General features: G+C 71.9%; 6 protein-coding genes and 4 pseudogenes. 5 read left to right on the top strand and 5 right to left on the bottom strand.

The features are described 5' to 3' along the window. The first annotated feature begins 75 nt into the window (after positions 1 to 75). Positions 76 to 240, top strand: coding sequence for a hypothetical protein (locus ACXKR8_RS14200; RefSeq protein ID WP_458273275.1), 165 nt, complete (start codon positions 76 to 78; stop codon positions 238 to 240). Between the two features lie 19 nt (positions 241 to 259). On the opposite strand, the gene ACXKR8_RS14195 is transcribed toward ACXKR8_RS14200, so the two are convergent. After that, positions 260 to 1,069, bottom strand: a complete 810-nt coding sequence (locus ACXKR8_RS14195) for a site-2 protease family protein (protein WP_458273274.1) — start codon at positions 1,067 to 1,069, stop codon at positions 260 to 262. A 140-nt stretch (positions 1,070 to 1,209) separates the two neighbouring features. On the opposite strand from ACXKR8_RS14195, the gene ACXKR8_RS14190 reads away from it, so the two are divergent. Next, complete coding sequence (locus ACXKR8_RS14190; RefSeq protein WP_458273273.1) at positions 1,210 to 4,599, top strand: BTAD domain-containing putative transcriptional regulator; 3,390 nt, start codon at positions 1,210 to 1,212, stop codon at positions 4,597 to 4,599. A 32-nt stretch (positions 4,600 to 4,631) separates the two neighbouring features. Here ACXKR8_RS14190 and ACXKR8_RS14185 read toward each other — a convergent pair. The 4 genes and pseudogenes from ACXKR8_RS14185 to panB all read right to left on the bottom strand — a co-directional run bounded on the left by ACXKR8_RS14185 (position 4,632) and on the right by panB (position 9,004). Beyond that, positions 4,632 to 5,466 (bottom strand): annotated as a pseudogene (locus ACXKR8_RS14185) (ABC transporter permease). Further along, positions 5,463 to 6,461 carry an ATP-binding cassette domain-containing protein gene (locus ACXKR8_RS14180; protein ID WP_458273271.1) on the bottom strand — a complete coding sequence of 333 codons (999 nt, stop codon included), beginning with the start codon at positions 6,459 to 6,461 and terminating at the stop codon, positions 5,463 to 5,465. Before ACXKR8_RS14180 ends, ACXKR8_RS14185 begins: the two are co-directional and overlap by 4 nt. A gap of 95 nt (positions 6,462 to 6,556) precedes the next feature. Then, positions 6,557 to 7,985 (bottom strand): annotated as a pseudogene (locus tag ACXKR8_RS14175) (ATP-binding protein). Between the two features lie 93 nt (positions 7,986 to 8,078). Continuing rightward, a pseudogene (gene panB, locus ACXKR8_RS14170) lies at positions 8,079 to 9,004 on the bottom strand (3-methyl-2-oxobutanoate hydroxymethyltransferase). A 182-nt stretch (positions 9,005 to 9,186) separates the two neighbouring features. Here panB and ACXKR8_RS14165 point away from each other — a divergent pair. The 3 genes and pseudogenes from ACXKR8_RS14165 (at position 9,187) to ACXKR8_RS14155 (ending at position 12,697) form a co-directional block, all read left to right on the top strand. Then, positions 9,187 to 10,799 (top strand): annotated as a pseudogene (locus ACXKR8_RS14165) (MFS transporter). Between the two features lie 4 nt (positions 10,800 to 10,803). Further along, positions 10,804 to 11,574 (top strand): TetR/AcrR family transcriptional regulator, encoded by a 771-nt coding sequence (locus tag ACXKR8_RS14160; RefSeq protein WP_458273267.1) that lies wholly within the window; start codon positions 10,804 to 10,806, stop codon positions 11,572 to 11,574. Positions 11,575 to 11,674: 100 nt separating this feature from the next. Beyond that, the gene (locus tag ACXKR8_RS14155; RefSeq protein WP_458273266.1) at positions 11,675 to 12,697 is read left to right on the top strand and encodes an endonuclease/exonuclease/phosphatase family protein; all 1,023 of its coding nucleotides are present in this window, start codon (positions 11,675 to 11,677) and stop codon (positions 12,695 to 12,697) included. Positions 12,698 to 12,704: the final 7 nt, after the last annotated feature.

Below are 12,704 nucleotides of genomic sequence, written 5' to 3'. Positions count from 1 at the left end.
AGAATGGTCCTCCCGGCCCGTGCCCGTCCTCCCCGTCCCCAGTTCCCCTCCTCAGTTCCTTCCGGAGTTCCGCAGATGCCCCGTTTCGCCCTGCTCGCCTTCGTCCTCGCCGCGCTGGCGCTGATCGCCGCCGTGGTCTCGGTGCTCGCCGGCTTCTGGATCGGCCTGGCCTGGGTGCTGCTGGCCGGGATCGCCAGCAACATCGGCTGGGTGGCGTGGCGCCGGGGACGGACGCAGTAAGGCTGGTCGGGTTGAGGCCTCAGCTGCCGAAGAGGTTGCCCAGGTGCAGGTTGCCGAAGATCTGGAACGCCCCGGAGCCGATGTCGGCGTAGTCCGCGCTGTCGCCGAACCAGCCCAGCACCCGGAAGATCACATCGTTGAAGAACCAGTCGCGCACGCTGGGGTTCCACAGCAGCAGGAAGACGATCATCATGCCGTAGGGCGCGATGTTCGCGAACGCGCGGCGGTTGGCGGGGGAGATCCAGGGCTCGATGATCCCGTAGCCGTCCAGCCCCGGCATCGGGACCAGGTTCAGGATCCCGGCCATCAGCTGAAGCATCGCCAGATACCCGATTCCAGCGAAGAATCGCAGGTGGGAGCTGGTCTGCCAGTCTCCCTGCAGGCCCAGCGGAATCAGCAGCAGCAGCGCGAACACCAGGTTCACGGCCGGTCCCGCGGCCGAGATCAGGCTGTGCTTCCACTTCCCCTGGATCCGGCCGCGCTCGATGAACACCGCGCCACCGGGCAGCGCGATGCCGCCCAGGATGATGAACACCAGCGGCAGCACGAAGCTGTAGATCGGGTGGGTGTACTTCAGCGGGTTGAGGGTCAGATAGCCCTTGGTCCCGATCGAGATGTCACCGCTGTGCAGCGCGGTCCGCGCGTGGGCGTACTCGTGCAGGCACAGCGACACCAGCCAGCCGGCCACCACGAACAGGAACACGCCGACCTTGGGATCGCCCCAGTCGCTCCACAGCGCCCAGCCGGAGGTGGCCAGAACGGCGAGCAGTACCCAGAAGATGACACTGATCTTCCGGTCGGAGCGGGGAGGGGCGTCGGTGAGGGTCATACGGATTCTCGGGCTCCGATAACTGGGAAGGGACTGCCGATCATTCCGGCTTACCGACTCCGGGACAAGCGACAACCTGCTGAACGTCGACAATCGGCGGTCCGTTCCACCGGGGCGTCCGGATGAACGAGAATGATCGGATGCGGTACGGGATTCTCGGCACCACCCAGGCGCTCCGTGACGACGGCACACCGGTGCCGCTCGGCGGGCCGCGGCTGCGTGCGCTGCTCGCGGCGCTGGTGCTGCGCGGCGGACGCGCCGTCCCGGCCCGGGTGCTGATCGAGGAGATCTGGGCGGACGGACCGCCGGTCGATCCGCAGGACGCGCTGCAGACCCTGGTCGCCCGGCTGCGCCGGGCCCTCGGCCCCGACCTGCTCGGCTCCACCGCCGACGGCTACCGCCTTGAGGTCGACGGCTCCGACCTGCAACGCTTCGAGGCGCTCGGCCGCCGTCCGGACGTCGACTCGCTCCGGGCGGCGCTGGCGCTGTGGCGCGGTCCCGCGCTCGCCGACCTGCCGGGCCGCCCCGACGCCGCGGCCCGCTGCGAGGCGCAGCGGGAGTCGGTACGGCGACGGCTGCTCGGCGCGGAGCTGGCGCTGGGCCGGACCGACCAGGTCCTGGAACAGCTGGCCGAGCTGATCGAACGCCAACCCCTGGACGAGCCGCTTCGCGCGCTCCACCTCCGCGCGCTCCAGGCCGGCGGCCGCACCCCGGAGGCCCTGCTCGGTTACGAGGCGTTCCGCCACACCCTGGCCGAGGAGCTCGGCACGGACCCGGGGCCCGAGCTCCGCAGGCTCCACACGGAGCTGCTGGCGTCCGCACCGGCGCCGGCGCCCGTCCCGGCGCGCACGCCTGCGGACACCCCGGCGCGCACCCCCGCTCCCGCGGGCAACCTGCGCCCCCGCCTCACCAGCTTCGTCGGCCGGGACGCCGACCTCGCCGCGATCCGGGCCGAGCTCCCGGACCGGCAGCTGCTGACCCTGACCGGCCCCGGCGGCAGCGGCAAGACCCGGCTGGCCCAGCAGGCCGCCGAGGCCCTCGCGGCCGACTATCCGGACGGCGTCTGGATGGTCGAACTGGCCCCGCTGAACGACCCGCAGGGCATCCCCGGCGCCGTCCTCAGCGCCCTCGGCCTCCGCGGCACCCAGCTGCACGTCGGCGGGAAGGCCGAGGCGATGGCCGCCGAGGCGCTGTCCACGCCCGAGGCCGAGACCCCGCTGCGGCAGCTGATCGACCACTGCACCCCGCGCCGCCTGCTCCTGGTCCTGGACAACTGCGAGCACCTGATCCAGGCCGCCGCCGAGCTCGCCGAGCCGCTCACCGTCGCCTGCCCCGGCGTCACCGTGCTCGCGACCAGCCGGGAGCCCCTCGGCGTCCCCGGCGAGACGGTCCGTCCGGTCGACCCGCTGCCCGACCCGGCCGCCCTGCGGCTGTTCGCCGAGCGCGGCGCGGCGGCCCGTCCCGGCTTCGACCCGACCGACCCGGCCCAGGACCCGGACGCCTGCGCCGAGATCTGCCGCCGCCTGGACGGCCTGCCGCTGGCGATCGAGCTCGCCGCGGCCCGGCTCCGCGCGCTGACGCCGCGCCAGCTCGCGGACCGGCTGGACGGCCGGTTCCAGCTGCTCAGCGCGGGCAGCCGGACCAACCTGCCGCGCCAGCAGACCCTGCGCGCGGTCGTCGACTGGAGCTGGGACCTGCTGGACAAGCCCGAGCGCGCCCTGCTCGCCCGGCTGTCCGTCTTCGCCGGCGGCTGCACCCTGGAGGCCGTCGAGGAGATCTGCTCGAACCCCGACGACGCGCCGGGTGGGCTCCCGCAGGGCGAGATCGCCTCGCTGCTGGCCTCCCTGGTCGACAAGTCGCTGGTCCAGGCCTCCCTGCACGGCGCGGGCCAGGACCCCGCACCCGGCTACCGCCCGCCCCGCTACCGGATGCTGGAGACCATCCACGAGTACGCCAGGGAGCGCCTGGCCGAGAGTCCCGAGGCCGAGGACGTGACGTACCGTCACCGGATCCACTTCCGCGAACTCGCCCGCGCCACCGACCCGTTGCTGCGCGGAGCCGAGCAGCTGGAGGCCCTCGCCCTGCTGGAGGCCGAGCACGACAACCTCCGCGCCGCGCTGCGCCGGGCCGTCGCCGCCCGGGATCCGCAGGAGGCGCTCAGCCTGGTGCTCTCGCTGGCCTGGTTCTGGAACCTGCGGGACTTCGTCGACGAGTCCCGGGCCTGGGTGGTCGCCGTGGCCGAGCTCTGCCCGCCCGACTTCCCGGCGGGACCGTCCGTCCCGCTGCCGGAGGGGCCGATGGACCTGCCGCCGCCCTGGTCCGCCGAGGTCTACGCGGAGGCCAGGCGCGGGCTGAAGATCTTTCAGTGCGTCACCGCCGAGGGCGACTTCAGCCGGTCGCCGACCGAGGAGACCCGGCGGCTGGCCGCCGACGTCCTGGGCGCCTACCCGGTGGAACTGCCGCAGTCGGCCCGGATCCCGGCCCTGCACCGGGTCTATGTGACCATGTCCGCCGCGCTGATGGACCAGATGCACCCCGCGGTCGAGTCGATGGTCGAGAGCTGCCGCCGCCACGACCGCCCCTGGGAGCTGGCCTTCGCCCTGCAGATGAGCTGCAAGCTGCACAACGACCAGCCGGGCAAGCGCGAGCTCTCGCACGCCGAGGCGGCCGAGAGCCTGGAGCTGTTCACCCGGCTCGGCGACCGCTGGGGCATGGCCGAGGCCCTGGCCGGTCAGTCCGAGGCGGCGTCCTTCGACGGCGACTACCTCGCCGCGGCCCGCTGCGCCCGCGAGGCCATCGTCCACGCCGAGAGCATCGGCGCGCACCAGGGCGTCCCGATCCTCCAGGTGCGGCTCGGCGACGCCCTGCTCGGCGCCGGCGAGCTGGAGGAGGGCGAGCGGCAGATCCTGCTGGGGGTCCAGAACTCCCGGATCCACACCCCCTACGGCCAGGGGACCGGCTTCTTCGGGACGGTCGTCCTGGCCGCGCTGCGCTGCCGGCAGGAGCGCTTCGACGAGGCCAGGGAACTGCTGGAACCGATGCGCCAGGACTTCAAGGACGGCAGCATGGCCTCCATGCTCGGCGGCATGCTGGAGGGCATGCTGGGCTGGCTCGACGCCCGCCAGGGGCAGTTGGCGCAGGGGCTGCACCGGCTCCGCGGCGGCGTCGGCCGGGTCGCCGACCACCCGCTGGCCGGCGTCATCAACGACATGCTCGGCCTGATGCTGATCCCCTCCGCCGCGGACCTGCTGATGCGCTGCGCCCAGGAGGGCGTCCCGATCGGCGACGCCGCCCCGGATGCAGCGGAGGACCCGGCTGGGGACGACCCCGCGCTGCTCGCGGCCCGGCTGATCGGCGCGTACCAACGGCAGCAGACCCGCAACAACGTCCACCACCTGGAGCGCCAGCTCCTGGAGGAGACCATCGCGGGTCTGCGTGAACTGCTGGGCGACCAGGCCTACGACGCGGCCCACGCGGAGGGCGCCGCCCTCGAACCGGCCGAGGCCGTGGCCGTCCTCCGCGAGGGCTGACGCCCCGTCACTCCTCCTTCTAGGAGGGCTTCCTAGGTGCGCTTCTTGAACTTGGCCACCGCCAGCGGTGCGAACACCGCGGTCAGCCCGACCGACCAGCCCAGCACCTCCAGCGCCGGATGCAGCACCGGAAGATGGCCGTTTGATCAGGGCCCGGCTGGAGTCCGCCAGCGCCGACAGCGGATTGACCTTGGTGAACGCCTGCAGCCAGCCCGGCATGGTCTTCGTCGGGGCGAAGGTGGAGCTGCCGAACTGCAGCGGCATGGTGATCAGCAGCCCGACCCCCTGCACCGCCTGCGGGTTCTTCAGCGCCATCCCCAGCAGCATCGACACCCAGACCATCCCGGCCCCGAAGGCCATCGCCAGCGCCAGCGCGGCCAGCAGCTGCAGCGGCCCGGTGTGGATCCGCATGCCCAGCGCCATCGCGAAGGCCATCAGGATCACCAGCGACACCAGCGAACGGGCGCTCTCCGCCAGCAGCTTGGCGATCAGCACCGAGCTGCGCCCGATCGGCAGGGTGCGGAAGCGGTCCATCACCCCGGTGCTGAAGTCGGAGTTCAGCCCGGTGCCGACGCTCATCGCCAGCGAGATCCCGATCTGGCCGAGCATCCCGGGGACCATGTACTGGATGTAGTCGGTCTGGCTGCCGGACACCGCGCCGCCGAACACATAGACGAACAGTGTGGTGAACATGATCGGCATCAGCAGGACGTCGAGCATCGACTCCGGGTCGGCCTTGATCCGCATCAGGTTGCGCCGGGTCAGCGCCCCGATGTGGTGCAGCGACGCCCGCAGGCTGATCCGCTGGTCCTCCAACGGCGCCAGCGGCACCAGCGGCTTCACGGGGTTGAGTACGGCACTGGTCATCGAACGCCCTCCATCTGAGTCTGCTGAGCCGGAAGGCCACTGGGCCTCCCGGTGGCACCTGCGCCCGTTCCGGTGATCGTCAGGAACACCTCCTCCAGGCTCGGCAGCCGGGTCTCGATCCCCGCGATACCGAACCCTCCCCGCGCCAGCTCCGCGATCACCGAGGTCAGCTGCTCCTCGCCGCCGACCGGCAGTTCGAGCAGCCCCTCGGCGGCGGTGGCCCCGTACGGCGCCAGGCAGCGCGCCATCTCCTCCAGCTGATCGGCCACCGCCGGACGGACCGTCAGGGTCTGCCCGCCGACCTGCCGCTTCAGCGCCTCGACGCTGCCGTCGGCGATGACCTTGCCCTTGTCGATCACCGTCAGATCGTGCGCGAGCTGCTCCGCCTCCTCCATGTACTGCGTGGTCAGCAGCACGGTCGAACCCTCGCCCACCATCCGCTGGACCTCCTCCCAGACCTCGTTGCGGGTCCGCGGGTCCAGGCCGGTGGTCGGCTCGTCCAGGAACAGCACCCTGGGCTGCCCGATCATCGACGCGGCGAGGTCGAGCCGCCGCCGCATCCCGCCCGAGTAGGTCTTGGCGGGCCGCTTGGCGGCGTCCGTCAGCGAGAAGCGCTCCAGCAGCTCGGTGGCCCGGGCCCGCGCGCCCTTGGCCGAGAGGTCGAGCAGCCGGCCGATCAGATAGAGGTTCTCAAAGCCGGACAGCAGCTCGTCCACCGAGGCGTACTGCCCGGTCAGACCGATCGCCCGGCGCAGCTGCCGGGGCTGCCGCAGCACGTCGATCCCGGCCACGGTGGCGCTGCCGGCGTCCGGCTTCACCAGCGTCGACAGGATCCGCACCAGCGTGGTCTTCCCCGCCCCGTTGGGCCCCAGCACCCCCCGTACGGTGCCCTCCTGGACGTCGAGGTCCACACCGTCCAGGGCCTTGGTCTCCCCGTAGTACTTCGCCATCCCCCGCACCGCGACGGCCGGGTCCCTCCCTGCGCTCCATGTCATGCCCCGACCCTCGCCCCAGGCCCCGTCACGCCCCCGTCACGCCGCCGTCAGCGCCGCGGACCCACCGTCAGCGCGCCGTCAGACCCGGCAGACCTTCAGGTCCCGGCCTGCCAGCCGGTCAGCAGCTCCTCCGGGCCGATGGCGCGGACGCCCTGCGCGGTGCAGCCGCTGCGGGTGACGGCGAGGAGCGGCGTGGAGTCGTCGGCGCCGGGGAGCTGGGAGCGGTGGACGATGAGGCGCGAGAGGTCGCGGGCGTCGAAGGGCCTGCTCTCGAGCCACTTGACCGATCCCACCGCGGTGATCCGCTTGGCGATGGGGGAGCGGTCCGCGCCGATGATGTCGATCTCCGGGTCGTTGGTGCGGGTCCAGTAGCCGCCGACGACATCGGTGCCCTCGGCAGATGTCCGGCGGGCAGCCGCCACAGGGCCTCGCGCAGCACGGGTTCGATCGCGCGTCCGCGCCAGGAGGCCCAGCTGCCACGGATGGTGGCCAGCACCTGGTCGCCCCGTCCGCGCTCTATGGCGGGCAGGCCGGGACCGAGGAAGGAGAGCCAGAAGCGCAGGTGCGGGTCGGCGACCCGGTAGCGGGTCTCCTTGGACGGCCGGGTGGACAGCGGGAGTTCGGCCTCGATCATTCGTTTGGTGGCGAGGATGTCCAGCGAGCGGCGGAGCGAACCCGAGTTGAGGTCGCCTGCCGCACGGGCGATGAGCGAGAACGTGCGCTCACCGTGCCCGATGGCCCTCAGCACGCTGCGGGCCTGCGCCTCGGTGGGGAATTCGGCGGCGAGCGCGCGTTCACCGCTGACCAGCAGTGCCGAGGTCGGGCGGGTGACGGCCTGGTCCAGGTACTCCCAGAGGGACGCCCCCTCCGGCCACTCCTCGAGGATCAGCGGGAGCCCTCCCGAGACCAGGTAGGCGTCAAAGGCGTCGGCGGGCTCGAGCCGCAGCATCTCGGCGACCTCGGCCGGGTTCAGCGGGGGGATGACCATCTCGGTGCCGCGCTGGTAGAAGGGGCGCCCGTAGGTGTTGAGCGCCTCCATCATGGCCATGTCCGAGCCGATCAGGATCAGCAGCACCGGGAGCCGGGACAGGGTGCGGTCGAACAGCTTCTGCAGCGTGCCCTCGAAGGTCGGATCCTCCTGCGCGAGATAGGGCATCTCGTCCAGGACCACCACGCTGGGCCGGTCCTGCGGCAGGACCCCGGAGAGCAGGGTGAGCGCGGCGTCCCAGGTCTGCGGGGCGGTGAAGTCGGCAAACCGCGAGGCGTCGGGGAGGTTGGACGCTGCCACGTCCGCACCGAAGTGGGCGAGGTCGTCCTGCCGGGAGCCGCCGGCGGCGGTGAAGAAGACATGCGGCAGCTCGGTGCGCCGCAGGAACTCCTCGACCAGGCGGGATTTGCCGACCCGCCGCCGTCCCGGATGAGCAGGGCGCGACCCGGACGCCCGGTCCTGCCGCCGGTGCGGACCGGCACCAGCTGCTCCTCCAGCAGTGCCAGCTCTGCCTTACGGCCGATGAATCCGTCCACAGCGGCCAACCTTCAGGAGACTTGCATGGATGCAACTTGCATCCATGATACTTGCATTCATGCAAGTCTTCCTGGTGGCGGTATCGGCGCCGGTCAGTGGAAGGTGTGCTCCTCGGCGGGGAAGGTGGCGGCGATGACGTCCGCGGAGAACGCGCGGGCGGCGTCGCCGAGGGTGGCGCGGAGGTCGGCGTACTGCTTGACGAACTTCGGCACGTGGCCGCCGGTGAGGCCGACCATGTCGGTCCACACCAGGACCTGGGCGTCGCAGCCGACGCCCGCGCCGATGCCGACGGTGGGGATGTGCAGCGAGGCGGTGACCTGCGCGGCGAGCTCGGCCGGGACGGCCTCCAGGACGAGCGCGAAGGCGCCTGCGGCCTCCGCGGTCTTGGCGTCGCGGAGCAGCTGGTGGGCCGCCTCGTCGCCGCGCCCCTGGACCGGGTAGCCGCCGAAGGCGTGCACGGACTGCGGGGTGAGGCCGAGGTGGGCCATCACCGGGACGCCCGCCTGGACCATCAGCTCGGTCGCGGGGGCGGAGCGCTCGCCGCCCTCCAGCTTGACCGCGCCGACCCCGGCCTCCTTCATCAGCCGTACCGCGTTGTGCAGTGCCTGGGCGGGGACTCCTGGTAGGAGCCGAAGGGCAGGTCGGCGACGATCAGCGCGCGCTTGGTGCCGCGGACGACCGAGGCGGACATCATCACCATCTGGTCCATGGTGACCGGGACCGTGTTCTCGTAGCCGAGGTGGACGTTGCCGGCCGAGTCGCCGACGAGCAGCACCGGGATGCCGGCCTCGTCGAAGATCCCGGCGGTGGGCGCGTCGTAGGCGGTGAGCATCGGCCAGCGCTCGCCGCGCTGCTTGGCGGCGGCGAGGTCGCGGACGGTCACACGGCGGGAGGTGACACCGCCGTAGAGGGACTGCTGGGTCTGCGCCTGGGCCTTCGCGGGTGCGGCGGGCGTCGTGGGCGCGGACGAAGGCGCGGTGGCAGGTGTGGCGGCAGGCGGAAGCGAACCGTGCTGCATGGCTGGTCTCCTGTTGGTGTCGTCTCGTGGCGCCACGGAGGGCGTCCCCGGATCACCTCCATGCTGACACGCGGCAGCCCGGCCGCAAAGGGGCGGGGCGGCGGGGATCCGTGCCGAGGATTTGGCAGAAGATTTACGATACGAGACGGGCTCGTATCGTAAATGGGCGTAGCGTGGTCCCTATGACCACCACATCCCCCGCCGCCACCGCCGCGCGCCGGGTCCCCGAGGCGATCCACCGGCGCCGCTGGGCGATCCTGACCGTGCTGATCTTCAGCCTGCTCGTCGTCGTGCTGGACAGCTCGATCCTCAACGTCGCGATGAAGACCATCGCCAGCCCCGCCCCCACCGGGCTGGGCGCGACCCAGAGCCAGCTCGAATGGGCCATCAACTCCTACACCCTGGTCTTCGCCGGGCTGCTGTTCACCGCAGGCCTGCTCGGCGACCGGATCGGCCGCAAGAAGACCCTGCTCTTCGGCATGGTGATCTTCGGGGCGGGCTCGCTGCTCTGCTCCATGGCGCACTCGCCCGGCGAGCTGATCGGTTACCGGGCCGCGATGGGCTTCGGCGGCGCGTTTGTGATGCCGGCCACGCTGGCGATCATCATGAACGTCTTCGAGCGCGACGAGCAGCCCAGGGCGATCGGCATCTGGTCGGGCGCGGTCGGCCTGGCCATCGCCATCGGCCCGATCGCGGGCGGTCTGCTGCTGGCCCACTTCTGGTGGGGCTCGGTGTTCCTGGTGAACGTGCCGATCGTGGTGCTGGCGCTGATCGGGATGGTCTGGCTGGTCCCGGACTCCCGCGACCCCAACCCCGGCAAGCTCGACCCGCTGGGCGTGCTGCTCTCCGTGGTGGGCCTGGTCTCGCTGGTCTACGGGATCATCAAGGGCGGCCAGGTCGCCGACTTCACCATCACCCAGTCCTGGGTGCCGATCCTGGTCGGGATCCTGGTGCTGGCCGGCTTCGTGCTCTACCAGCTGCGCAGCCGGAATCCGGTGCTGGACATGGGCTGGTTCCGCAACAAGCACTTCTCCGCCGCCGTGGTCGCGGTGGGGCTGACCTTCTTCGCGCTGATGGGGGTCACCTTCTTCTCGGTGTTCTACCTGCAGAGCGTCCGCGGCTACTCGGCGCTGCAGGCCGGGCTGCTGCTGCTGCCGCTGGCCGTCGCCCAGCTGCTGGTGTCGCCGCGGGCCCGGCTCGTGGTCGACCGCTTCGGGTGAAGGCGACCTGCGCCACCGGACTGTTCATGATCGCCGCGACCTTCGCCGGCTTCCTGCTGCTCGGCCGGGACACCGGCATCTGGGTGCTGGAGGTGCTGGCCTTCTTCCAGGGCGCGGGCATGGCCCTGGTGATGCCGCCGGCGACGGTGACCATCATGTCCACCCTGCCGCGCGAGAAGGCCGGCTCGGGCTCCGCCGTCAACAACACCTTCCGGCAGGTCGGCGGCTCGCTCGGGGTGGCCATCCTGGGCGCGCTGCTGTCCACCACCTACCGCAGCGGCATCCAGGACAAGCTCGGCACGCTGCCCGCGCCGCTGCGGGCCCCGGCGGGGGAGTCCATCGAGGGCACCCTCGGCATCGTCGACAAGATCGGCCCACGGGCCGCGGCGCTGGTGGACCCGGCGAAGGACGCCTTCGTCCACGCCATGCATGTGACGGCGCTGGCCTCGTGCGGGGTCGCGGTGATCGGGGTGATCGTGTCCCTGGCCTTCCTGCCGGGCAAGGCGGACCTGCCGGGGCGGGCGGGTGCGCCGGACGCCCCTGGCCAGGGGGCGCAGGACGAGACGGCAGGATAGCGGGGTGACCAGGACGACGAGCGAAGACGCCGCCGCGGAGGCTGCCGCCGCTGCCCGCGCCCCCGTCGGCGCACACGCCCCCGCCGCGGAGCAGGCTGCCGCCGCCCCGCGGCGGGGGCGGCCGCGGAGCGAGGCGGCCGAGCAGGCGATCGTCGGGGCGGTGCTGAGGCTGCTGGAGCAGGGCTATCCGCTGGCGCTGCTCTCCATCGAGGGCATCGCCGGCGAGGCGGGTGTGGGCAAGGCCACCATCTACCGGCGCTGGCCCAACAAGGAGGAGCTGCTGATCGACATCCTGCAGCGGCTGGACGAGCCGGAGCCCTCGGCGGCCGCCGCCGAGGGGAGCGTACGGGACGCCCTGGTCGCGGCGCTGGAGTACCTGCGGCGGGCCGCGCTGGCCCGGCGCTCGCACACCTCGCTCGGTCTGGTGGCCAACGAACTGCGGTCCATGCCGGAGCTCTACCGGCGCTACCACGAGCAGGTCGTCGACCCCCGGCGGGCGCGGCTGCGGCGGCTGCTGGCCCGGGGGGTGGAGCAGGGCGAGATCCGCGCGGACATGGACCTCGACCTGCTCGGTGAGCTGTTCATCGGGCCGATGCTGTCGCGGAGCCTGCTGCGTCCGGGCGCGCCGCTGGAGGATCCGACGCTGTCGGCGACCATCGTGGACACCCTGCTGCAGGGGCTGGGCCCACGACCGGTCGAGCCCGCGGTGGCGCCTTCCGCATCGCCATCGGCTGCTGCGGCTGCTCCGGCCGCCCCGACCGTCCCGGATGTGTAGATCGGACTTTTTAGCGCAAGTCGGAACCTGTTCGAGCGGGTCGTACGTCCTCCTCCCCATAGGGTGGCACCAGGGACGGAACGGCACGTTGGGTAGGCACATGGCATACGCACAGGCACAGCGGGACACGGTCGGCGGCGAGTCGCCGCGTTCGAGGATCCCCGGAGTGGGCGGCTGGGGGCGGGACGCCAGAGGGCACTCCACCTGGCGCCGCGGCCGGATCCTGGCCGTGCTCGCTGTGCTGGTCACGCTGCTGCTGCTGTTCCACGCCGAGATCCCCAACCGGGTCGGCAACCTGGGCAGTCTGGTGGAGACCTTCCTGCCCTGGAGCGGCCTGGCGATCCCGGTGCTGCTGGTGCTGGGCCTGCTGCGCAGGTCGGCGACGGCGCTGATCGTGCTGCTGGTGCCGGCGCTGGTGTGGGTGAACCTTTTCGGAGCACTGCTCACAGACAAGAGCGGTGGTTCCTACGACTTCACCGTGGTCCAGCACAACGTCAACGCCGGCAACACCGACATCGCCGGCACGGTCAAGGTGCTGGAGGCGGCCAAGCCGGACGTCATCGCCCTGGAGGAGCTGGCCGCGGGCAACGAACTGGACACCTTCCAGCGGGATCTGGCCGCCGAGTACCCCTACCGGCTGGTCGAGGGCACGGTCGGGCTGTGGTCCAAGTACCCGCTGTCGGACGGCCGCAAGGTGGACATCGAGATCGGCTGGACCAGGGCCCTGCGCGCCACCGTCGCCACCCCGCACGGCGACGTCGCCGTCTATGTGGCGCACATGCCGTCGGTACGGGTGAACCTGGACAGCGGGTTCACCGCCAACCAGCGCGACAACAGCGCCGCGGCGCTGGGGCAGGCGCTGGCCGCCGAGAAGCTGTCCAGGGTGGTGCTGCTCGGCGACCTCAACGGCACCATGAACGACCGCAGCCTGGCCCCGGTCACCTCGCAGATGCGCTCGGCGCAGGGCTCGGCCGGGTCGGGCTTCGGCTTCAGCTGGCCGGCCTTCTTCCCGATGGCCAGGATCGACCAGATCATGACCAAGGGAGTGAAGCCCACCGACGCCTGGACCCTGCCGGAGACCGGCAGCGACCACCTGCCGATCGGCGCCCACATCCAGCTGTAGCCGTGCA

Source organism: Streptacidiphilus sp. PAMC 29251, assembly GCF_054208735.2.
Note: the sequence above shows the minus strand (reverse complement) of the source record. Positions and strands in the feature narration are given on the sequence as shown.

Excerpts from the sequence above, each read along its gene's own strand:
- ACXKR8_RS14200 (WP_458273275.1), top strand. The coding sequence starts at position 76 with ATGCCCCGTTTCGCCCTGCTCGCCTTCGTCCTCGCCGCGCTGGCGCTG.
- ACXKR8_RS14195 (WP_458273274.1), bottom strand. The coding sequence starts at position 1,069 with ATGACCCTCACCGACGCCCCTCCCCGCTCCGACCGGAAGATCAGTGTC.
- ACXKR8_RS14190 (WP_458273273.1), top strand. The coding sequence starts at position 1,210 with ATGCGGTACGGGATTCTCGGCACCACCCAGGCGCTCCGTGACGACGGC.
- ACXKR8_RS14180 (WP_458273271.1), bottom strand. The coding sequence starts at position 6,461 with ATGACATGGAGCGCAGGGAGGGACCCGGCCGTCGCGGTGCGGGGGATG.
- ACXKR8_RS14155 (WP_458273266.1), top strand. The coding sequence starts at position 11,675 with ATGGCATACGCACAGGCACAGCGGGACACGGTCGGCGGCGAGTCGCCG.